This is a genomic window from Stenotrophomonas sp. NPDC047960 (assembly GCF_043204395.1).
GTDB lineage: Bacteria > Pseudomonadota > Gammaproteobacteria > Xanthomonadales > Xanthomonadaceae > Stenotrophomonas.
This window is the reverse complement of sequence record NZ_JBIDBX010000001.1, coordinates 1,176,098-1,197,839: the sequence shown is the minus strand read 5'-3', so window position 1 is coordinate 1,197,839 and position 21,742 is coordinate 1,176,098. Positions and strand designations below refer to the sequence as shown.

General features: G+C 59.8%; 18 protein-coding genes, 1 tRNA gene and 1 pseudogene. All 20 read right to left on the bottom strand.

Going from position 1 to position 21,742, the window contains the following annotated elements; genetic code table 11:
- On the bottom strand, positions 1–676 hold a 676-nt coding region (locus ACGFZ3_RS05655), incomplete at its 3' end, for a TolC family protein (protein ID WP_392917501.1).
- A gap of 24 nt (positions 677–700) precedes the next feature.
- Positions 701–1,090, bottom strand: a complete 390-nt coding sequence (locus ACGFZ3_RS05650; RefSeq protein ID WP_224096875.1) for a hypothetical protein — start codon at positions 1,088–1,090, stop codon at positions 701–703.
- Positions 1,091–1,695: 605 nt separating this feature from the next.
- A tRNA-Ile gene (locus ACGFZ3_RS05645) sits at positions 1,696–1,798 on the bottom strand.
- A gap of 92 nt (positions 1,799–1,890) precedes the next feature.
- Positions 1,891–2,442 carry a 3'-5' exoribonuclease gene (locus ACGFZ3_RS05640; protein WP_315387657.1) on the bottom strand — a complete coding sequence of 184 codons (552 nt, stop codon included), beginning with the start codon at positions 2,440–2,442 and terminating at the stop codon, positions 1,891–1,893.
- Between the two features lie 73 nt (positions 2,443–2,515).
- Entirely contained in the window at positions 2,516–2,863 is a 348-nt protein-coding gene (locus tag ACGFZ3_RS05635) for a hypothetical protein (RefSeq protein ID WP_315387659.1), read from the bottom strand.
- A gap of 21 nt (positions 2,864–2,884) precedes the next feature.
- Positions 2,885–3,136, bottom strand: a pseudogene (locus ACGFZ3_RS05630) (transposase); the annotation flags it as partial.
- Between the two features lie 184 nt (positions 3,137–3,320).
- The gene (locus ACGFZ3_RS05625) at positions 3,321–4,016 is read right to left on the bottom strand and encodes a hypothetical protein (RefSeq protein WP_392917496.1); all 696 of its coding nucleotides are present in this window, start codon (positions 4,014–4,016) and stop codon (positions 3,321–3,323) included.
- A gap of 20 nt (positions 4,017–4,036) precedes the next feature.
- Positions 4,037–4,774 carry a response regulator transcription factor gene (locus ACGFZ3_RS05620; RefSeq protein ID WP_392917493.1) on the bottom strand — a complete coding sequence of 246 codons (738 nt, stop codon included), beginning with the start codon at positions 4,772–4,774 and terminating at the stop codon, positions 4,037–4,039.
- A gap of 1 nt (position 4,775) precedes the next feature.
- A complete protein-coding gene (locus ACGFZ3_RS05615) occupies positions 4,776–7,235 on the bottom strand; it encodes a heavy metal translocating P-type ATPase (RefSeq protein ID WP_102789636.1) in 2,460 nt (819 codons plus the stop codon).
- A 78-nt stretch (positions 7,236–7,313) separates the two neighbouring features.
- Complete coding sequence (locus ACGFZ3_RS05610) at positions 7,314–10,550, bottom strand: efflux RND transporter permease subunit (RefSeq protein ID WP_392917490.1); 3,237 nt, start codon at positions 10,548–10,550, stop codon at positions 7,314–7,316.
- 15 nt (positions 10,551–10,565) lie between these two features.
- Positions 10,566–11,819, bottom strand: coding sequence for an efflux RND transporter periplasmic adaptor subunit (locus ACGFZ3_RS05605; RefSeq protein WP_217539111.1), 1,254 nt, complete (start codon positions 11,817–11,819; stop codon positions 10,566–10,568).
- Positions 11,816–13,069, bottom strand: a complete 1,254-nt coding sequence (locus ACGFZ3_RS05600) for a TolC family protein (protein WP_182338194.1) — start codon at positions 13,067–13,069, stop codon at positions 11,816–11,818. The genes ACGFZ3_RS05605 and ACGFZ3_RS05600 overlap by 4 nt, the downstream gene beginning before the upstream one ends.
- Positions 13,070–13,125: 56 nt before the next feature.
- The gene (locus tag ACGFZ3_RS05595; RefSeq protein WP_046272799.1) at positions 13,126–13,473 is read right to left on the bottom strand and encodes a hypothetical protein; all 348 of its coding nucleotides are present in this window, start codon (positions 13,471–13,473) and stop codon (positions 13,126–13,128) included.
- A gap of 108 nt (positions 13,474–13,581) precedes the next feature.
- On the bottom strand, positions 13,582–13,953 hold the full coding sequence (locus ACGFZ3_RS05590; RefSeq protein WP_101098476.1) for a diacylglycerol kinase: 372 nt from the start codon (positions 13,951–13,953) through the stop codon (positions 13,582–13,584).
- Positions 13,954–14,026: 73 nt separating this feature from the next.
- Complete coding sequence (locus ACGFZ3_RS05585; RefSeq protein ID WP_046272797.1) at positions 14,027–15,742, bottom strand: phosphoethanolamine transferase; 1,716 nt, start codon at positions 15,740–15,742, stop codon at positions 14,027–14,029.
- Positions 15,743–15,905: 163 nt separating this feature from the next.
- On the bottom strand, positions 15,906–17,540 hold the full coding sequence (locus ACGFZ3_RS05580) for an ArnT family glycosyltransferase (protein WP_392917482.1): 1,635 nt from the start codon (positions 17,538–17,540) through the stop codon (positions 15,906–15,908).
- Between the two features lie 614 nt (positions 17,541–18,154).
- A complete protein-coding gene (locus tag ACGFZ3_RS05575) occupies positions 18,155–18,406 on the bottom strand; it encodes a zinc-binding dehydrogenase (protein ID WP_350469485.1) in 252 nt (83 codons plus the stop codon).
- Between the two features lie 12 nt (positions 18,407–18,418).
- The gene (locus tag ACGFZ3_RS05570) at positions 18,419–18,823 is read right to left on the bottom strand and encodes an alcohol dehydrogenase catalytic domain-containing protein (protein WP_392917622.1); all 405 of its coding nucleotides are present in this window, start codon (positions 18,821–18,823) and stop codon (positions 18,419–18,421) included.
- A 142-nt stretch (positions 18,824–18,965) separates the two neighbouring features.
- Positions 18,966–19,643 carry a DsbA family protein gene (locus tag ACGFZ3_RS05565; protein ID WP_392917478.1) on the bottom strand — a complete coding sequence of 226 codons (678 nt, stop codon included), beginning with the start codon at positions 19,641–19,643 and terminating at the stop codon, positions 18,966–18,968.
- 1,357 nt (positions 19,644–21,000) lie between these two features.
- The gene (locus ACGFZ3_RS05560) at positions 21,001–21,174 is read right to left on the bottom strand and encodes a hypothetical protein (RefSeq protein WP_167390418.1); all 174 of its coding nucleotides are present in this window, start codon (positions 21,172–21,174) and stop codon (positions 21,001–21,003) included.
- Positions 21,175–21,742: the final 568 nt, after the last annotated feature.

Here is a 21,742-nt window from a genome sequence, read left to right as displayed (position 1 = left end):
GTACCTGCTCCAGGCGATTGTCCAACTGCAGTAGGACGGCCTGGGCGGCAAGCACGTCACTGGCCCCGGCCGTGCCACCTGCCAAGCGAGCACGCGCCGCACGCTCGGCTATGCGCGCCGGCTCGCGCAAACCTTCCAACGCATCTACGGCTTGCTGCGTACTCCACAGCTCGATCCAGGCCTGCGCGGCCGCTTGGACCACCATCTGCTGTTCGACCATCGACAGTGAGCGCGCTTGTGCCAGCGTCGCTTGAGCCAGCGCTTGCTCGGCACGTCGTTTCGCACGGGCAGGAAACTCCTGCATCAGCCCGACTTGCTGGGTGGTCATCTCGTCTGCCCGCAGACTGAAGGCATCGGGTCCGCTGACGGGCCAGTTCGCCAGCCCCACGATCAGACGTGGATCGGGCAACGCGCCGGCACGCGCGGCTTCTTCGGTACTTGCATCGATCTGGGATCGGCGCACCTGCAGGGTAGGGGCGTTAGCAAGCGCTTGTTGTAGTGCTTCGGGATAGCTGATCGGGATAGCGGGCGGTGCCGCCACCACAGGACCACTGAGCGCCAGGGCAAACAACACCCCGCACGCCATCCTGCGTCTTGCACGCAGAAAGAAGGACATCTCCATAAGACCTCCGGACAAACGACAACGAGCGTGCTGCAACACAAGCAGCACGAGCACGGGTCAATCCAGGAGGGGCTTAAATCAGCAGGCTACAGAAGCGCTGCAGGGGGGGCGGATCGGACACGCACACCGGAACATCCCGATAGAACGTGCGTGTACCGGTGGCAACAGAGCCTGCACGAGCGCGGAGGCGGCCAGCGCGGGCTGGTAAGGCACTTGAGGGGCCTTCGCATCGGCCGTGGCGATGTGATCGCGCTGGCAATGCTGGTCGCACAACGCCGGAGCATCGGGATCCGGCGCGGACATCTCTTCGCAACCGACCATCAGGGTCGCTTGTCCAGCATCCACCGATTCCAGCGGACAGGCGTAGGCCACCAGCGCCAGTTGTTGCAGCAGCAGCGCCCACAGTCCCAGCCATGCCAGTCGGGCACGAGGACGGGGTCGCCGCCATCGCCTCAGCAGCTTCACCATGACAGCTCCCGCACGCCCGAAGCAGCGCCTGCGGACGCTGGGCAGATCAGGGCAGGGGACGTGCGAGCTCTCATAATTGCCAGTCTAGCCCTCTTGGGGCCGACTGGCATTGATCACGATCAAGCCATCGCGCGGACTCAGCGGTGGCATCCGCCGCAGCAGGGGGATGCGGCCGGGGCGGCTGGCGTGTCGGCCTCAGAAGGGAGCACGGCGGCGATCACATACCGGAATTGACCGAGGAGGAGAAGGATCGGCAGACCCGCGAGGGTTTGGCCGACGTCGACGCTGGACGGACGATCCCGCACTAGGAACTACTGCAATGGGTCAGGCGACTGTCGGAGCCTTCTTGTTGAGGGTTTCCGTTGGGTCAGGAGCGTGGAAACTCTTGAATCCAATATTCAAGAAGGGCACGCGTGCCTGAGCAGTACTTCCGCAATGCCTCTGTCACGCGACTTCTGGTTCGATCAAGCCTAGCTCTGTAATCCACGAACTGTTGACGTCGAGGGGTGTTTCCTCGTTGAATCATGGCGATAGAGCCGATTCGGCTGTTTTTCTCACGAATCCCTGCCGACCCTCAAGTAGAAGCATTTTTCCGTCGTTGACGGTGGTGCCCCTGGTCGGAATCGAACCGACGTGTACGCGCTTATCTGGCGCGTGCTCTCACCGGGGTATAAGGCCGGCGCTCTGACCATCATGAGCAACAGGGGCGTGATCGATCGATGCGATCACGCCGGTATTCGAGGGTCGAGCTGGCTCAGGCGGTTCATGGGGCAAGCATACCGGGGATGGACGCTATGCCGCTATCCCCGGGCGCGGCGGTAGGAGTGGGCCCACGCCGGAGCAGAGATCCGGCCGGTCGCCACCAGCCAGGCCATCCGCAAGGCCTGCGCGTCCACCAACGCATGGTGGCGCCTGGCCCTATGTTCCGGATGGGCTGCGAACCAGTCCTCGACCAGCAACCCAGGAAGGCCTTCCTTCGACATGCATGTCATGACCGGGGCCGGCCGGGGTCCGCATGCAGCAACCTGATCATCGGGAAGCTCAAACCCATCCAGGGCATACCGCAGCAACTGAAGATCGTTCGGGAAATCTGCCATTACCGCCGGCGCGTCGGCCTCGCTGAGGAAGGCGCGCAGCTCGGTAGTCAGGGCGGCATCCGGCAGGGCTGCGTCGCCGCGGTCTAGCAGCGGGTAGACGCTTTGACGAACGAAATCGGTAGGGCTTTCGGGCAGATCGGCTCGCTCGGCGTAGAAAAGGCGGTCTCCACCTTCGTTCACCAGCGCCAGACTCACGAGCTCGCTGCCCGTTATATCGGCCCACTCGGTGTCCAAGAAGTAGTACGTGGTGGCCATGATTGAATGGTGCCACAGCTTCCCGGGGAGGGCCGAGCCTGGAAGTGCGCCGAGGGTAGAATTCACCGATCCATCAATCGGTTAGCGAAGATCTGGCCGTGTTCGTAACGATTCCCTGCCAACCCTCGGTATGTGTCACAAGCACCGCATCCACTCCCTTGAGCACCTGACCGGTGTCGAAGGGAAGTTCGACGGTCGGGTTGCGCAATTCATTGCGATACGTTTCCGGGAAGCCTGGATAGGCGCCTTTAGAGGCCAGCATAGGGTCCACCAGCAATACGGTTTCGCCATACGTAATCTTAGCCGTGGCATTGCGTATCTGCTGGAACGACGTCGTCGCGCCCGAGACGCCTGCAGCATCTGCGTTGCTCTGGAGGCCTAGCGCCGAAAGCGTGCCAAGTGTAAGGGACAGCATTTTCATATGTCTTCTCTAATTGGAGTGATCGCGCTCCTCAGTCAGACGTTTCACCTCGGCCTTCAACCGACGCACCTCGGCTAAGTCCTTGGGCGTGGGCAACATCGACCCCTCTGGTGTGCCCGCCAAGGCCTCGCTCTTGGCCTTGCGGAGCCATTGGTAAAGGCTGTGGGATGAGACCCCCAGCCGCTTCGCAACCTAGGCTACAGCAAAGCCCCTTTGGGTAACCTGCTTGACCGCTTCGGCATTGAACTCATCCGTGTACTGCTTGCTCGCCATAGACACCTCTCTGGCTTCCATTGCTTATGGCTCTGAGATGTCTACGAAATCTTGGCCGGTCCAATGAGAACCTTTGTGCCCATGATAATTGTTCGCAGTTGATGAAAGCAGAAAAAAGGCTCAGGCGGCTAAACGGCCCTCACGAGAGCCATCCGTTACGCCGTCAGATGAGACGTACGTCTGGCTACTTTTTGCGTTTTATGGTTCTGCATCGGCCTTTCGCTGCCTTCTGCTTCCTACCCCCTTTCACCACATGCCTTGTAATCCACTGGGCAGCAGACGGTTCCGCGCTGAAGGTCCTAATGATCCTTTCAACTACAGTTGAATACCCCACCGTCGCACCTCTGAGCAGGTTGGTCCAGAACCGAGCAATGAGAAAAGACAGCACGCCACTCATAAGGACGGAGCCAAAGAACCAGAAATGACTAATGGGCGAGGTAACCTTCAGCCCCTTGGTAAACATATACGTCGCAAACATGCCTGCACCGGAATGCGCCAGCATTATCAACGACGTCGGCGAAGTGCGAACCCTGAAGACAACCGAGGTGGAAAGCGTTTCTACAGCCGACAGAAGAATCAGTAAAAGGCTTGCCGTTAATGCGGGGCACAGAAGCTGGCAACCAGACTGCTGCGTGTAAAGAAGGAATGGAGCCGCCAACAAGACCAGTGCCTCAAGGCACACGCTGGGATATCTCCTCAGGAACTGCCCCCAACTTCTTCGGGCTAATGCAAACATGTCCTGAATAAGGCTAGCCACCGTCATTGCGGCCATGCTGGATAGCGTGATACAGGCTGGGATCCAGAGCATCCTCTCCTCCGGTCCCGGCGCGAAAGGCTCCATAGCCACCACGCCCCAGGTGGCCATCGCAAGGAACGACACGATAGGCCATACAGCTTGGCTTACTTTTCGCATAGAGCTGCTACATCCGACGTGCAGGCTCTTCTTGGCGAGCCCGAAACGATCATCTCGGCCCCCAATCGATAGCCAAAGCGTGGCAGCGTATGTATCAACCTCTCGTCGAACCCCCCATCAACGCTTCGTCTGAGGGCGTACATATGAGATCGGAGCAGGTCCCGATCTGGCGGATCGTCCCCCCATAAAGCGTGCTCCAGCTCTTGGCGACTCACAGCCGAAGGGCTCGCCCGCATCAGAACTTGTAGCAACTTTCGGGATCCAGGGTAGAGCCGCAGCTGCCTTCCTTCCCTGGTCGCTATCAACGTTGCCAGATCGAGAGTAAGGCCACCGACTGTCAGCCGTCTGGTGGCCGGACGCCCTTGGGCGCGGTTTACTATCGCCTGAAGCCGGACTTCCAATTCCGGGATGTCAAATGGCTTGGTTACATAGTCATCCGCCCCAGAACGGAAGGCACGAATTTTATCGGACAGCTCCCGCCTCTCAGTAAGCATCAGAACTGGTACCGATACACCATGCTCAGACCGCAGCTTGCTGATCAGATCAGGGCCTTCGATACGCGGCAACGTCCAATCCAAGACGACTGCGTCATAGGTATTAGACACTGCAAGGTGCAGCCCTGTGACGCCGTCTCCCGCAGCATCGAGCTGATGCCCCCTGCACTCGAAATACTCGAAAATCGCCTTGGCAACCCGGAGATCACGGTCAATGACAAGAAGGCGCATGTCAGGACTGACGGTAGCCGAGAAGCCGAAGGGCATTGAACACCACCAGCAACGTCGAGCCCTCGTGCACGGCTACGGCGGGACCAATGCCAAGACCCATGATTGTGGCTGGAACGAGCAGTGCGACAACGCCAAGGCTGACATAGACGTTCTGACGGATCACCCCTCGGGTGCGACGACTGAGCTCCACAGCGAAGGCAACCTGTTTCAGGTCCTCGGACATGAGGGCAACATCAGCAGTCTCCAGCGCGACATCGGAAGAGGCCGCTCCCATCGCAATACCCACACTTGCACTGGCCATTGCAGGTGCGTCATTTACGCCGTCGCCCACCATCGCCACCCGCTCCGTCTCTTTTAATTGACGGATCGCCTTTACCTTATCGTCGGGCATGAGATTGCCCCATGCCTCGTCCAAACCGACGTCCCTTGCTACAGCTTGGGCAACAGTCTGATGGTCACCGGAGATCATGATCATCCGCTGGATGCCCAAGCTCCGTAACTTTTCCAATGCCTCACGTGCCTCTGGGCGCGGCGTGTCCATCAGCCCGATGATGCCCAGGTCCCGGTCGCCCAGGCGAACCGCCATGGTCGTTCTCCCAGCTTCGCGCAGTACATCGATAGCAGACTGCGCGTCAGTGGTGAGAGCTCCAATGCTACCGTTACCGAACATCTCTGCTTTTCCGATCCAGGCGCTGATGCCGTTCACTTTTGCCTGAACGCCGCTCCCCGCAAAGTTCGTAAGATCCGTCGCGCCCGTCACCTGGATGTCGCCCAGTCGAGCGCTCCCGTCGCGAACGATGGCTGCAGCTAACGGGTGGTCACTGAGGGCCTCTACGGCCACCGCAATTTGGAGCAACTCTTTCTCCGTTGCCCCCTGCATGACCTTGATATCGGTGATGCGCGGCTTGCCTTGGGTGAGCGTTCCGGTCTTGTCAAACGCGATGGCGCGGATCATTCCTAACTCTTCGAGCGGCGCTCCACCTTTGATGAGTACACCACCACGTGCGGCTCTTGCGATCCCCGCCAGAACAGCACTTGGCGTGGCTATGGCCAGTGCGCAGGGGCTCGCTGCTACCAAAACTGCCATAGCACGATAGAAGCTGTCACGGAATGGCTCATCAACCACAACCCAGGAGAAGAGAAGGAGTGCAGCCAGAATCAATACCGCAGGAACGAACACTCTCTCGAACTTGTCCGTAAAGCGCTGCGTGGGCGACTTCCTCGTCTCAGCCTCACTTACCATCTTGACGACGCGAGCGAGGGCGGATTCCCCTGATCTACGCGTGACTTCAACCTCCAAGGCGCCAGAGCCATTGATAGTGCCGGCGAAAACACGTGACTCCATTGCCACCGAATCAGACCGAACCCGTGCCAGGGCAGGGTCACTGACTGCCAGCTTATCGACCGGGATGCTTTCCCCGGTGACAGGGGCTTGGTCAACGCTGCTAGCCCCTTTGATAACGAATCCGTCCGCCGGCATCCGGTCATTGGGACGTACGACCACGACGTCTCCAGGTATCAAGGCTTCAACCCGGACTTCAACCACCCGTCCATCCCTCAGTACCTTGGCGGTCTCGGGGGCAAGCTTGGCGAGAGCTTCGATCGCACGCTTCGCCCGGCCCATCGCGTAATGTTCAAGGGCGTGACCGAGACTGAAGAGGAACAGAAGCAAAGCGCCTTCGGCCCATGCGCCGAGCGCGGCTGCGCCTGCCGCTGCAACCAGCATCAGCGTATCGATCTCAAAGCGCTTTAGCTTGATATTCCCGATCGCCTCGCCAAGCGTGAACCAGCCGCCAAAGACGTAGGCTGCTACGTAAAACGCTGTGGGAATCCAGGGCGTTTGGGTCAACCCAAGCTTTTCAATCGCAAATCCCACGATCAGGAGCAGGCCGCAAGCAAGTGAGAAGATCAGCTCACTATTGCCACCCAGGAGGCCCCCGTGGGAATGACCGGGGTCCTGTCCGTCCTTGTGATCGTGTCCTTCGCGCTGATCCTTCAAATCTCCCCTCGGACTCGGTGGCTCTTGCGCTACACCCAGCGCGTCAAGCTTCGCTCTCAGCTCCGCCTCGCCTGTCTTGGCTCTCTCGTACTCGATACTTATGCCGCCAGCTGGGCTGGTGGTGGCTTCAATGACGCCTGGTACGGCCTGCACTTGCGCCGCAATTGTCCTTGCCTTTCGTGCGTGAACGGCCGAACCAAGCTCCAAGAAAAGGTGGCCATACCGATCACCCAACTCAACGCCCATGGATGCCGCCACCTCTCGCACTCGCTGAAGCGAGACGATCTCGGGGTTGTAATGAATGCAGAGCATTCCGAGAGCTCCCTCGCCACCCTCGCACGCGTGCACGCGCGATACTCCGTTCATTTCCTCAAGGCCATCGACCAGCCTCTGCACGCAGCTGTCGTCGCGAGCGACGCCTGGGAGTAGAAGCGGCAGTTCGATTTCTGTGGTCAGGTTCATGTGTTCCCTCCAACGTCATAAGAATGGATCGGGAAGTCCGGCAGGCAGATGCGCTGCCGGACCCAAACATTCCATCAATCAGTGGGCAGTTTCCGGTTGCCCTTTGGGATCTGGCTTGGACAAACGGCCCGCAAATGTCGGCAGCACAAGCAGTGTGAGCACTGTGGCGGTCAACAGGCCGCCAATGACCACCGTCGCGAGAGGCTTCTGCACCTCAGCGCCAGACCCACTGGCAATGGCCATAGGAATGAAGCCGACGATCGCCACCAGCGCGGTGGTCACGACAGCGCGAATTCGGCTGCCGGCGCCGTTCATTGCCGCAATCAGTGGACTGTCACCAGCATCAAGCCTCTCTCTGATGGCTTGCATGAGCACCAATCCGTTCAGCGTCGCAACACCCGATACAGCGATGAATCCGACAGCGGCCGATACCGAGAACGGCATACCACGCACCAGCAATGCGAGAATTCCGCCAACTAGGGCAAGCGGGACGCAGCTGAACACCAAACCCGCCTCCTTTGCACTGCCCAATGCCATGAACAGGAGGCTGCCGATCAGCAGGAAGACAATCGGAACAACTGTCATGAGTCGCTTTTCAGCCCGCTGCAAGTTCTCGAACTGACCGCCCCACGTCATGTGCGCGCCCGGTGGAAGCTGTACGTCCTTCACCGCCGCCTGGGCCTCTCCCACAAACCCGCCCAAGTCACGACCGCGAACATTTGCCTGCACCACGACACGGCGGCTTCCGTTGTTTCGACTGATCTGGTTCGGCCCCTCGCTGATCTCGATGCGTGCGACAGAGGAGAGCGGGACGATGCCCCCAGTAGGCGTTGCAATCGGCAGCGATGCGAGCTGATCGGGGTCATTGCGTGCGTCGTCGCTGAGGCGAACAACAACATCGAACCGGCGGTCACCCTCGAAGATCTTGCCTGCCGCGGCGCCGCCAATACCGGTTGAAAGCGCGTCGCTTACGTCCGCCGCCGTGAGGCCATACTGCGCTGCTGCAAGATGATCGATCGCCACATTGAGGGTGGGTAGGCCGGAAATCTGCTCAACACGGACATCTGCCGAGCCCTGAACGTTTCTTAGCTTCAGCGCGATCTGGTCGGCAACAGCTTGCAGTTGTTCGAAGTTGTCGCCGTAGATCATGACGGCCAAGTCCGTACGTACACCTGAGATCAGCTCATTGAAGCGCAGCTCGATGGGCTGGCTGAATTCAAAGCTGTTGCCTATCTGCGAGGCGGCGATCTTTTCAAACCTCGCAATCAGATCCTCCTTGCTCAGGGAAGAGTCTGGCCACTCCTTTCTTGGCTTAAGTACGATCACACTGTCGGAGATGTTGGTCGGCATGGGGTCGATAGCTGCTTCTGCGGTACCGGTCCGCGAGAAGACCGTCACGACCTCTGGTTCAGCAGCAATAGCCTTCTCCAGCGCCAACTGCATAGCCAACGATTGCTCAAGCGACGTCGATGGCACACGCAATGCCTGCATGGCGAGGTTTCCCTCATCAAGGGTTGGCATGAACTCTCGACCCAGCATCGTAAAGCCGACCACGCCCATCCCGAGCATCAAAAGGGCGCTAGCGAACACTGCCTTGGGCCTACGAATCGCCGCTTGGATCGCCGGTTCAATACGGCCGCGCAGGACGCGGATGATTGCTGTCTCATGTTCTTCGTCCTGGTCGCCCTCGTGTCCCTCCTTCTTCGCATGGAGCTTGGGTTCCCTGACCAGCAGGGCAGCCATCGCCGGTACGAAGGTAAAGGAGAAGATGAACGCGCCAACGAGGGCGAGCATGAAGGTGGCGGCCATCGGGTGGAAGGTCTTGCCTTCCACACCTTCCAACGTAAGGATCGGTGCGAAGACCAACAGGATGATCACCTGGCCGAACGCTGCAGGACGCGCCATCTTCCTCGCCGAGTCGGCGGCCACACGCAGTCGCTCCATTGCATTGAGGGGTCGGCCAAGTTCGGCACGCCGCTTCCCAAGCATCAGCAGGGTGGACTCGATCACAATTACCGCGCCATCTACAAGGATGCCGAAGTCCAGCGCTCCCAAGCTCATCAGGTTGCCGCTGATACCGAACTTGTTCATGCCGATAACAGCGAACAGGAACGACAGCGGAATAACCAAGGCGGTGATGGCTGCCGCACGCAGGTTGCCTAGCAGCAGGAACAGCACAACGACGACCAGCAGGGCACCTTCGGTTAGGTTCTTGGCGACAGTCTTGACAGTGGAGTTAACCAGCACACTACGGTCCAGCACTGGCTCTGCGAAGATCTCGGCGGGTAGGGATTCATTGACCTGTGCCAGACGCTCAGCAGCAGCTTGAGCGACGGTGCGGCTGTTGCCGCCAGCGATCATGAGTGCCGTGCCCAGTACTGCCTCATGACCGTTTCGGCTAGCTGCACCAAGCCGTGGGGCGCGCCCCATCCCGACCTCGGCAACATCGGCCACCCGGATCACCACGCCGTCCTTGGTGGCAACCGGCGACTGAGCCAGGTCGTCGGTCGTCAGGGCAAGGCCGTCGGCCCGAACGACCAGTCCTTCGCCCGCACGCTGGACGAAACCGGCACCAGCCTGGACGTTGGAGCGTTCCAGAGCTTGGACCAAATCGGCCAGACCCAGGTTGTATGCCGCCAGTCGAGCGCTGTCGGGGTAGATGCCGTATTCCTTGACGTAGCCACCTACGGTATCAACACCGGCCAGGCCGGGGCTGGAGCGCATCTGTGGTGCGATGATCCAGTCCTGGACAGTACGCAGGTACGTTGCGCGCTCCTGGGCGGTTCCAAGTCGATCGCCCTCTGGTGTCAGGTAAACCTCACCTTCTTGCCAGCCAGCCTGGCCGGGCTTGGCTAGCTTCTTGGGGTCAAATGGCTTGAAGTCCACCGTCCACATGAGAACCTCGCCCAGCCCGGTTGTAACCGGGGAGAGCATGGGGGACACGCCCTCGGGCAGATCTCCGGCAGCCTCCCGCATCCGCTCTGCCACCTGCTGGCGGGCGAAATAGATGTCGGTCTGATCAGTAAAGATCGCCGTGACCTGAGAGAAGCCATTGCGTGACAGGGAACGAGTGGTGTTCAGACCCGGGATTCCGGCCAAGGCCGTTTCCAGAGGATAGGTAACCTGGCGTTCAATCTGCTCCGGAGTAAGGGCAGGTGCGATGGTATTGATCTGAACTTGGCGGTTGGTGATATCTGGTACAGCATCGACTGGCAGCTTGCTCAGTTGGAACAAGCCAAAGCAGGCAATCAATGCAGCCAGAAACACCACGAGCCAGCGGAACTTGACCGCTGCTTCAATGATGATCTTGAACATGGTGTATGAGTTCCCTTAGTGGCCGTGCTCGGCTTCACCCTTGGCCAGTTCGGCCTTGAGCAGGAAGGCATTGGCGCCTACGAGGCGCTCACTACCCGTCAGGCCGCTAAGGATTTCGATTCGATTACCTGCACGACGGCCAGCGAGTACCGGCGTTGCCTTGAAACCACCCTCGACGGCAACGAAGACAACACTTCTGCCATCAACGCTTTGGACCGCATCTGCCGGCACGCTCATGCCTCCGGCGGCGCCATCGGCGATGATGACGGCCGAAACGGGGGAGCCGGCCGGTGGCAACTTCTCCGAAATTGGTTTGGCGCGAATGGTCGCGGTGCCGCCCTGCTGCATCACATTCGCAGCGGCGGCAATGACCTCAGCTTCGAAGCTTCCGCCCGGGCCAGTCACTTCCAGCTTCATTCCGGGCACCGCGAGAGTGGCCAGTGCTGGCGGCGCAGTGAATACGAGTTCATTCATGTCGGGATTGGAAACCTCCGCAACAAGCGTCCCAGCTGAGACGACGCCACCGGGCGTCACTTGGACGTTGCCAACCAAGCCAGCGACAGGACTCGAGATGGTCACCCGGCCGGAACTGTCCGGAGACCCGCTGGCCGCAACCTGCGCACGTGCAGCACTAGCGGCAGCATCCGCGGCCAAAGATCGCGCACGCGACGCCTCCAGCTCCTGGCGTGCCACTACGCCTTGCTCGACAAGGGATTTATCGCGGCCGTAGGCCAGGCGGATGGCTTCGGCCTCCGCCGCTGCGGCAGTAGCGGCGGCCTTGAACGTCGCGGCTTCTCCACTGACAACGATCACCAGGGGCTGGTTGCTCTTGACGGCCGTACCAGGTGCAACAAGCACGCGTTCAACGCGGCCGGTGACCGTTGATGCGATCGCAGCACGCCCCCCGATGGCCGGCTCGACGCGCCCAGCTAGGCGGGTCGATGCGCCACCGCCGCGCCCGACAGCCACCACGCCGATGCCAGAAGCCTTGATCTGGTCAGGGGTCAGCTTGACTACACCTTCCTCGGCCTCCTCTTCGCCGTGATCGCCATCGCCATCACCCTCACTGTGCGCCTCGGCGGAGCCCGGCTTAGCGTCAGCTGCGTGATCGTCGTGACCGTCATCCTTGCCAGCCGGCTTCTCTGCCTGGGCACCACTGGATTTAGCATCCTCCTGGGCACCGCCACTGCATGCGGTCAGCCCGCCGGTCATCAGCAAGGTAGCCAACAGCGTCGCTCCGATGAGCGTTTTGTTTCCGTACTTGTTCATTTTGCCTCCACAAACGGTGCGCGCCCTTCAAGGCGGGCGAGGTCGATTTCTGCTGCCACCCGGCTAAGACGGGCATCCACAGCACTGCCACGAGCAGCGATCAGGGTTGATCGCGTGCTACGCAGCTCCAATTGCGATATACGACCTGCCTCGAATCCGATGCGGGCCAGCCGATAGGCTTCGTCTGCAGCTTGTACGCTCTCATCTGCGGCCCGTGCGCGGCTGTTGGATGCTTTGAGACTCGCAACTGCCCCCAAGCGGGCTGCTTCACTGTCACTCTTCTGAGCAACCAGAACCGCTTCGGCAGCACGTTGTTCCGCGTAGGCGGCCTGGATCGCACCGCGGTTACGGTCAAATAGGGGGATCGAAAGGCTGATGCCCACGTTGTAGGCCTGGTCGCCTGCTTGGCGGAAGCGCGTCTGAGCCACGGACGCACTCAATTGTGGCAAGGCACGCTTGCGCTCGACATCTATAAGGCGACCGGAGGCCTCCGCTTCAGCCTGTGCAATGCGAACGGCAAGCGGGGGTGCCTCAATAGCGACTGGGTGAGAGGGCACGCGGTCAAGCAGGCTTTCACCGATGTCGGTCAGGGGACTGTCCACCAAGGACACCCCGGCCAGGCGCGCAAGCGCCGCATCCCGGTAGGCCTCGGCCTCATCCAGGCTTGCCTTCGCATTGGCGACCTCGCTCCGTGCCTGCACACCGCGCAGGTTGGGCTCACGGCCCTCGCTGACCATCGCAGCCACGGCCTTAGCGTCCTGTTCAATCAACGCCAATGCTTCGCTGGCCAGTTCATAACGGCGCAACGCAGCCTCTGCTTCGGCATATGTTGCCGCCAAGCGCCCGGCTGCGTCACTGCGCATCAGATCACCCCGTAAGCCTGCCGCGCCTGCCTCCGCACGCGCGGCGCGCACTCGGGCCCCTCGTTGACCCCAGATCTCCAATGGCTGGGAAAGCGTGACAATGCTGTCAGCGTTGGAAAAGCCTTTATAGGGTCCCGTGCCGTATGCATTTTCCGCTTCGATGGAGACCGTTGGATTGGGTAGTGCCCGAGCCTGTTGTACCCGCGCCTCGGCGGCCTCAGCCAGCGCGACGCCCTGGACGGTCGCAGGCATCTGGTCCAAGCGAGAAAGCAACGATTCGTAAGATGGTGCAGTTTGAGCAGCCACATGTCCGGTTGGCACCAACGCCAACAGAATAGCCACAGCCAACCCGGTCGCTGAAAGCGACCGGCCTGTCAAAATCGACATAAAAACTCCCGTAAATTATCTGAGCGAATGACCCGCAAGTGCGGGGCAGAGCCAGATCAGATACGGGGGGGGCGCATGGGACCGTCGAGTCGGAACGCGTAGACGTCCGCGTGCTTGGTACTGTGCAGCGAGATCCGGCCATCGGCGAAGAGATCATCGTGACCGGCAGTTGGCAGGCTTGCCGTTGAATGGTGGCAATGCCCATGGCCACAGGCATCGGCGCCAGACGAATCCTTGCCCTTGCCGGGGTCCTGGTCCGATTCGCCTGAGACGCCGTGCATGTCACCTACGGTGGCTGGAGCCTCCTGCGCGCATGCCAATGCCTCAGCCACGGGCACGACCACGAACACCGCCAGAAGCAGCAGCATCAGGTACATACGGATGGCGGGCAGAGAGCGACGCATGGGGGAAGGCTAGCAACCTCGTCTGGACGGATACAATTACATAGAAATACTACAGTTACGACACCGGACGCGCTGTCGGGTCCTGTTCAGGTTAGGGTGCCTAGAGGGTCAACCCAGCAGAACCAGGGCCCAAATGAGCGCCACGTTGCAAAGAGCCACGAACACAGCGCCCGAACCCATGTCTTTGGCGCGACCGGCCAGCTCATGGATCTCTGGGCCGTAGCGTTCGATAACCGCTTCGATGGCGGAGTTCAGCAGCTCCAAGGCCAGCACAGCCAGCACGCTCCCCATTAGAAGTGCTCGCTCTACCGCTGAGTGGCCCAGCAGAATCGCTGCCGGTAGTGCCACCACGGCCGCGACAACCTCGAGTCGAAACGAGGATTCATGCAGCCAAGCTGATCGTAGTCCTTGGAGGGACCAGCGGAGCGCCTTGAAGACGCGGGCAATGCTCCGCGGACGATGACCGTACATATCTGCCACTGCGTTGCTTCCTTAATTTAGGACCCCAAGAGCCGCTGCTGGGCGCTTCCAGCAGCGTGCTCGTTGTCGCCCGTTATGGGGTGGACCCGGAGTTGATGGAACAACCGGAGAAAAGATTCAGGCTTTCGTCCAACGACTTCGTCCGGACCTGCATGAGGCCGAGTACAGAATGGAAGAGGTTGTCGTGGCTGGCCGGCCGCTTTGATCGGTCCCGGACACATTGAAGGTCCAGGTTGTTGCTGCTCTTCATGCCCTCGGACATCCACATGACCATGGGCACTTTGATCTGAGTGTCGGGAGCAATGGCATAGGGGAGACCGTGGAGATAGACGTTCGCCTCGCCCAGTGACTCACCGTGGTCGGATACGTAGATCAATCCAGTGTCATGGCTTTGATCCTGCTCAAGCATGCGGATGGCCTTTCCTAAGAAGTCATCTGTTGCAAGAACTGCGTTGTCATACGCATTGACGATCTGCTGGCGTGTGCACTTGCCCAGATCTGCATTGCGGCAGTCAGGCGTGAACCTCCTCAGACCCTCGGGATATCGCTTGTAGTAGCTCGGCCCGTGGTTCCCCAGCTGATGCAGAACGACCACAACATCACCCGGATTGTCATCGATCGCGTCATGCAATCCCCGCAACATGATCTCATCGCGGCACGCTTGGTCATCGCACAACCCATCCTTGATAGGCACGCGGAAGGACTCAAACGCCAGGTCCGCGCAAACCCCCTTACAACCTGTCTGGTTGTCCCGCCATAACGTCTTGATGCCAGCTCGCTCAAGCACATGAAGCAGCGACTCTGAGCCCCTGATCTTGTCTCGATCGTAGTCTCGCCTTCCATACACCGAGAACATACAAGGCACGGAAACTTCAGTATTTGACCCGCAGGCAGTCACGTCCGAGAAGTTGACAACGTCCGATGCCGCCAGCTGTGGCGTTGTCTGCCGGCTATATCCATTCAGTCCCCAGTTCTGCGCGCGAACCGTCTCGCCTACGACTATGACCAGAAAGTGTGGCTTCGCACCTGGTGGATGGGGCTTCATTCTGGCGTCCGGACCGACCACCTGAATCGGACCCCGTTCGGCTCGCGTCTGTTCTCGGACAACCTTGGCAATGGAAGCAAGATAGTTTCCGGGTGTTGCCAAGTACCTGACTGGCTTGTGGTTACGCATGAGCGAGGACAGGTTGTCGAACGAGGCGAAGGCCGCGCCAGTTATGACCACGACAGAAACGCCGAGCAGAAGGACTCTAGCAAGTACGGCGCTCGCCAGACTGGAGGGACGCCGGATCCGAACCGTACATGCCACGACGGCTGGAAACACGCCTTTCATCAACACCGCAAGGAAGAATCCCCAGGTCAGCAGCTCGCCAGCCTCTGCGCTGTCAGTCTTCAGCACGTTTCGCACCATGCTTGCATCGAAGTAGACGCTGTAATTGTCTGAGTTGTAGGCGGCAGCAGCGGACACGACAAGAAGCAAGGAAACGACGGGCTTTACCGTCCATCGAGTGCACAACAACCCAAGAAAGAGTACGTTCAAGGAGGTAAGAATCGCTGCCGTTGACAAGAGAAGCAGCGCACGGGCCGCTCCATCAACACCACTCTTGGCGATGACCTCTGCAAAGAAGGCGTTGTTGAGGAACAACGTGAAGTACAACGCCACAACGATGATCAGAGTACTGATCCCCAGCTGAGGTCCCCTGACATGCCTGCCAAGCCGACCGAGTGGATCTGAGACAGCTCGGCCTTGCCGATCACTCCGGCTGAAGCATTTTTTCAAGTAGTCCATTTTTTTTTCCGTTTGATGGACCCGCAGACGCGCTCATGGCGAGTACGCCGGCGCTGTGCAAACCGAAGTCGCTGTGCTCGCGGGTCTACTTAAGGGGCGCTCAGAGGGGCAGTACAGGTGCAAAGGACCTGACGCCCTCGACACTCGGAAGCGGCGGCGAGGTCTAGCGAATTGAGGTTTCGCATGTCGATAGAGCTCCAGCCGGAATGAGCCACCAGGTTCTTCGATTGGCTACTCCAAACTGCAAGGATGGATCCGGCCTTCGATCACCGCAGTTCTCTAGCACCGACCCCTCAATGAGCAGCCAACGCACGTCCTGGCGCTCCTGCTGCCAACTCAATGCCGTGGCAAGCTGCTGCCTAGCAGGCCGATTGAAGCCGAACTCCACCGTGGCTGATTGCGACATGAGCAATTGCTGCTCGCGCCAACCGACCAGTCCCAGTTGCGCCGAAGGTCCGATGCGTGTGCTCACCTGTTCCATGAGCCCCCGGGATGAGCTTGCCTCGTTCAGGACGCTGGGACCCGCAAACCCGTAGACGACCCAAAAACCACTCATCCCCGTGAGCAGCCCCTTCCAGGCGCTGCCTGAAAGTGAGAGAGCCGCACCAACCAGCAAGGGCAACGAGGCGAGGAGGACCAGGATGGCGATCGAGTGCGAGTCCTCACTAGAGCCACGCTCAGTGAGAAGCTTCACTTCGAACCGAGGGTTGGAAGCGAGCATCCATATCCCCAAGGTCGCCGTTGCCGTACCCAGGAGCGAGACAAACGCGGTCGCCAATCTTCGTACTCCGACTCTTCCGACAATGTCTGGAAGAGACGCAGCGAGCGCCAAGCACAGCATCGGCAGGCCGGGGAGGATGTACATGTCTCGCTTTCCTGCAGGAACTGAAAAGAACAGTACGATCAGGGCGAGGCTGCCGACCGGAAGCCATAGACGTTCGTCAAAGCGACAAAGCCCTTTGTAGAGGCTTGGCCCCGCCCAGGGAAGAAGGGCGATCGTTGGCAACCACGACGTAGCTATAACTACGAGGAAGTACCACGGTGCCTGGAAGTGATGCCATGAGTTTCCGTAACGCTGGATCGTCTGGCGGAACAGGATGTTACGCGCGTACTCAAGGTTCTCTTGGGTGGGGTGGATCCATACAGCGATCAGCATCGGAATGAGCCAGATGCCAATCGCGACCAACAAGGCCAGGGGTCCCAGCCACGCGCGTCGATCACCTATCCAAGAAGCACTCATCTTCCTGGAAAACGTCAGCGCCAGGGCTGGAACCAGCATGAAGAGTGCAATCACTCCCACGCCCTTGGTGATCACTCCCAACCCGGCCGCAAACCACGCCACGGTCCACATCCGCCAATCCGGACCGCGAACAATGTGCCGAATGAGGCCGTAGTGGGCCAAGGTGACCCATGCAAGCAGCAGGGGATCGATCTGCGCGCGCTTCATCTGCAGAGTGAACTGCACGGCGAGGAGTAGCGCCCAACCTGCGTAGATCCCGGCCTGCTTGGACCACAAGCGCCGTCCTAGGTCGTAGGTCATCCACACACATGCGATACCTGACAGCACCGAGGGAAGCAGGAAGGCAATCCTGAGATTTCCGGTCAGCTGCAGCAGGGCAGCCTGGATCCACATGAAGAGCGGAGGCTTGTCTGCGTACAGCTCTCCACCGCGGCGTGGGAACAGCCAGTTTCCGCTGTCCACCATTTGGGAGGCAACCAAGGCGAATCTCGGCTCATCGGCAGGCCAAGGGTCGCGCAGGCCCAGGCCCGCACCGAGGACCACCGTAGCGGTTGCCATCAGCAGTGCCGCTTGACCGCGCGGAGTTCGGAGGTAGGTAGATATTGAGAGGGGCATTCAAGCCGCCTTCTTAGAGGCGGCACGGTGCCGTTCGGCGACTGCGCGAGCAGGCACGCGTCGGCCGGACGCACAAAGCGCCCAGAAACAAGATGTGATCATGGAAAGATCCGCTAAGGGTGATCGCAGAAGGACGAACAGGCGCCTAGCGCCTGGGTCGCGATCAAGCCCTGGGAGGTCTAATCAGCCTGTCGGGGGTGTGGGGCGCCACGGGCCGCTCGTAGAACACGTGCCCACCCTCATCCAGTGGGGCCTCGCCCGGCGCAAATCCGTTAGACGCCACGAATGCACTGCTGTGATGGCAATGACCATGACCACAGGCTGGGTGTGCCTTGTCGGAGTGCCTCTCGCCTGGCCCTGCTACTTCCTGATGGGACTGCTCTTCAGAGAAACAGACCGAAGCATCGACGACAGGCACTATTACCAGCACTGCAAGTAGCAGTGCCAAGGCGTAGCGCTTGGCGTGGATGGCAAGGGAAGTCACGTGCTGCTTCGACCCATACGGACGTGGCCGGGAAGATACCTTGCATCATAGTTCTCAGCAAGCTGAGGCTTGTTCATGTTCTGCCCGGGCCCGGGCGGGTGGAGCGGGAGCGGCCGAGCACCTTGCCACCAACTGGATCCAAGGCCAGGTCTGCACCTTTCCCGCCGGTGCCTCTCAGCACGCTTGCACGCAGATCATCTTCGGCCAGATCCACAACAACCTCAGCACCAGACCACTTCGCTCGTTCAACCTCGGCGGCCGAGGAAACGACGGCACTCGGCATGGCTCCCAGCGCTCTGCTCATCTGGATCAGTGCGTGTCCCACGGACCCGGACGCTCAAGAGATCAGCACTGTCTGCCCGTCCTTCACCTGTCCAATGCGGGTCAAAGCCTGGTAGGCGGTGACGTAGTTGATGGGAAAGGCGGCCCCCTGATCCAGGGTGATGGAATCAGGAAGGCGGATGATGCGCTTGTCCTGCACCAATGCCCACTGCTGCTGCAGGCCATCCTCAGTAATGCCGAGTGCGGCACCGCCGTAGATGGCCACGCGTGTTCCTGGCTCAAAAGCGCCGCTGTGTTCAACAATACCGGCACCGTCATTAGTCAGCACCAATGGTGCGCGTGCGTGCTCGACAATACCCGCGAGGACCTGGCTTGAAAGTGGGTTAACGGTAGCAGCGTGCATGCGAACCAACGTGTAGCCCTCACGTGGCGACGGTACTGGCCGTTGTTCAATGTGCATGGTGGGCGCAGGGCCGAATGAACTGGCTACGACTGATTTCATAAGTACTCCTGTTGGCGAATGCCGTGTAGACGGCGCCGCTGTGAGAGAGGGCTGGGCAGTGGAGACAGGGGCACCGAAGTGCTAGATATCAGCTATCGATCTATGCAGGCATTTGCCGCATCACGGCGATGGCTTCGAGAACGGCATCCGCTCCCTGATAGAGGACTTCAGAGCTCACCGGCTGCAGCTGGCCAGCAGTCTGGAGATACAGCTTTAGAACGCCCCGGACCTGTTCACTCTCCATCATGCGCTGAGTTTCATCGATGCGTTCGCAAGCCAAAAGGGCCAGCGCATCGTCAGCGTTGAGCTGCTCGGCAAACACCACTGGGTCAGAAGCGTATCCATGCCGCTCAAGGAAGCCGGACGTGATGGCCGCAGCGACCCTCCCGCTGCTGGTCTCCCGGCCGTCGATGTACCGCTGCCGCTGGAAGTGGTGGAGCAGCGGTAGCTCCAGGCGTCTGTCGAGGCCGCGCGCCAAGGTCAGTGCACGGGTCATCGGACCCGAATCGAAGCTGCCATGCGGACCGAGCAACACCTGCTGACGGTACGCCTCGCTGAATACCTGCCCGGTCAGTGCTTCAATCCTCTGATCGTTAGCCCACGCGTACTCTGCCCATTCCCGATTCTGCGGGCGAGCACCACGGCCTGTGAATAGACCGCTTGGCAATAACATCAGTTCGATAGAGGAGTCGTTAGTCAGCGCGTCGAGCGCCGGAGCGGCGGCGTAGCACAACCCGCACCACGGGTCGAATAGATAAAGCAGCGTTTTTTGCAGCATGAGAGAAAGGGGAGGGGAGGGATCAAGCCCTACCATATTGGATCTAAATCGGAACATATACCCCGCATTAACTACAGACTTTCAACCAGAACGAACATGTTTGCGTGTTTTACGACGTCCAAGGTACTCCCAGTCTCGCCCCCCCTTTGTTTTTGCTTCAGGCCGGCGAAGCGCCTAGACAGGACCGACCCGATGTAATTGGAAGAAGTCAAGGCATGGTGCACCGTGCAGGCATCGCACACCGGTATACGGCGGCCTGATTCTTCGCACGCAGGCAAAATAATCGCGCCATGAGAATCGTCTACGCCACCTCGCGGGATCTGATTGGCTCGCGGGAGCGGACCGGTGCTGTATATGCAGCCGCCACGCTGGCCGTTCCTGGGTGCAGCTGGTGATTGCGCCGGCGCGAATTAACTTGGGCTCGCTGCGGGTTGACCGCAGAAGGCCCAAATCTGGGCGTCATCTTCGGTGGCGGCGCTATCGCCAGAGAGCGGTTGATGGGCACCCGTGCCACCGCAGCCTTGAGGTGCAAACGTGGATCGTTGGGTGGCCAAGTTATGGGCACCGCATAAGCAGAGGTCTGATGGCGGCGGCCGTTAACATAAGCTACGTTATGCGAAGTAACGCATTGAACTTAAAAGCGTTTCCCTGCCTTGGCCGATCCTACTCCAGCAAAGAGACGTCATCAAGGCATCCGCGATGAAAGGTCTTCGCAGCCAGGCCTGAAGAAGCAGGGTTATCCTCGAACCCTCAGCTGCTTTCTCCATATGCATGGGGGAAACGTCGCGATTCCGGGTTAGCTGGCAGTTGAGTTCCCGCGAGCCTACCAGCGTGCGTCATCGCTCCAGGAGGAAAAATCTTGCTTCGCCGCCTCCAGCACGAGCGCTGGATGTAGGGCAAGAGCCTCTGCTGGACTGCCTCCGCACAATCGAGCATGCGGAGCGATCAGCCATTCGATTTCCTCCCAACCTGACGTCGGGCCGCCGGCTGAAACGCCATATGGGCCACGCAGTAGCGACAGTACCTCCGAGAGCACTGGCAAAGGCATCCCAGTAGAGTCCAGCTGCCATGGAGGAAAGAGAAACAGCTTCAGTTCCCCAATCCACACGCCCAGAACGCTCCCAGATTGCAGGCACTGCGTCAGGGTGCGGCCCTGGACGGCACTCGGGCTCAGTATCGCTTCGAACGCCGCCATATCGAGCCAATCCCGCGCGGCGTTCGATCTGGCCTGAGCGAAGGCAGATGTTTCCGAAGGTATATGCCCGCGCATAGAATGCCTGCCTGGTAAATGAACAGCTCCCACAAGGATGCCACACGCTCTACTAAGGCAACCTGTGGGGGAAACGTCGCTTGAACGTCAGGCATCCAGCGGTTTGCCGCAACAAGGGCATTTCCCTCCTGCCAGTTCTCGATCGTATGCTGCGTTTTGGCGGTTGGCCAGCCAGACTGCTGCCACGGTAATGGAAACAACAAGCGCCACCAAGACGCCTGCGACGATGCTCATCTGTTGCAAGGTAGACAGGGAATTCATTGCATTGCCCACTAGGAAGACCAAGACGATGTCGCACTACAATTTTAGCCCCCAAATCGGAAGAACTTGCAGGAAATTTATCCGGAAAGGCACCCGATCTAACGTAGGCTGAGGGCTCTATGGCTGAACTCTGCGGGCGATATGGCTGCATCTGAAAGCTGGCCCACAGCAAGGCAGCTACTTGGAGGTCCTGCGACCAACGAGCTCCAGAAGAATTCGGGGCAAGTAATGCGTAGTTCCGCCAAATTAGGGGCGGCTTGTCCGAAGACTCGCGGAAAGATGGGCGGGTTTCCGGAGCAGAATGGGGCAGTTTCAGCTGTGAAAGGGGCAACTTGTCCGCGTCAGACAGCTGCATTTGAACCCGGCGCACCCAGGCGATCAAAGGGCGGAACTTTGTTCATCCAGACAACTAACACCCAGAAATATCTGCGATGGCTTACGGCGGTCCAACAATGTCTGCCTCGCGAACCAGAATCTCTACCTCAACGGGGCAGAATTGTCTGATGACGAACAGGGGCGTCGCGAAGGTAGATCACACTGGAATCCGCGACGAAGGCCTTGCCTGCCG

Bases quoted from the DNA above. Each gene is read 5' to 3' on its own strand.
- ACGFZ3_RS05650 (WP_224096875.1), bottom strand. From the start codon at position 1,090: ATGGTGAAGCTGCTGAGGCGATGGCGGCGACCCCGTCCTCGTGCCCGA.
- ACGFZ3_RS05640 (WP_315387657.1), bottom strand. From the start codon at position 2,442: ATGGCCACCACGTACTACTTCTTGGACACCGAGTGGGCCGATATAACG.
- ACGFZ3_RS05635 (WP_315387659.1), bottom strand. From the start codon at position 2,863: ATGAAAATGCTGTCCCTTACACTTGGCACGCTTTCGGCGCTAGGCCTC.
- ACGFZ3_RS05620 (WP_392917493.1), bottom strand. From the start codon at position 4,774: ATGCGCCTTCTTGTCATTGACCGTGATCTCCGGGTTGCCAAGGCGATT.
- ACGFZ3_RS05615 (WP_102789636.1), bottom strand. From the start codon at position 7,235: ATGAACCTGACCACAGAAATCGAACTGCCGCTTCTACTCCCAGGCGTC.
- ACGFZ3_RS05610 (WP_392917490.1), bottom strand. From the start codon at position 10,550: ATGTTCAAGATCATCATTGAAGCAGCGGTCAAGTTCCGCTGGCTCGTG.
- ACGFZ3_RS05605 (WP_217539111.1), bottom strand. From the start codon at position 11,819: ATGAACAAGTACGGAAACAAAACGCTCATCGGAGCGACGCTGTTGGCT.
- ACGFZ3_RS05600 (WP_182338194.1), bottom strand. From the start codon at position 13,069: ATGTCGATTTTGACAGGCCGGTCGCTTTCAGCGACCGGGTTGGCTGTG.
- ACGFZ3_RS05595 (WP_046272799.1), bottom strand. From the start codon at position 13,473: ATGCGTCGCTCTCTGCCCGCCATCCGTATGTACCTGATGCTGCTGCTT.
- ACGFZ3_RS05585 (WP_046272797.1), bottom strand. From the start codon at position 15,742: ATGGACTACTTGAAAAAATGCTTCAGCCGGAGTGATCGGCAAGGCCGA.
- ACGFZ3_RS05580 (WP_392917482.1), bottom strand. From the start codon at position 17,540: ATGGCAACCGCTACGGTGGTCCTCGGTGCGGGCCTGGGCCTGCGCGAC.
- ACGFZ3_RS05570 (WP_392917622.1), bottom strand. From the start codon at position 18,823: ATGCACATTGAACAACGGCCAGTACCGTCGCCACGTGAGGGCTACACG.
- ACGFZ3_RS05565 (WP_392917478.1), bottom strand. From the start codon at position 19,643: ATGCTGCAAAAAACGCTGCTTTATCTATTCGACCCGTGGTGCGGGTTG.
- ACGFZ3_RS05560 (WP_167390418.1), bottom strand. From the start codon at position 21,174: ATGAATTCCCTGTCTACCTTGCAACAGATGAGCATCGTCGCAGGCGTC.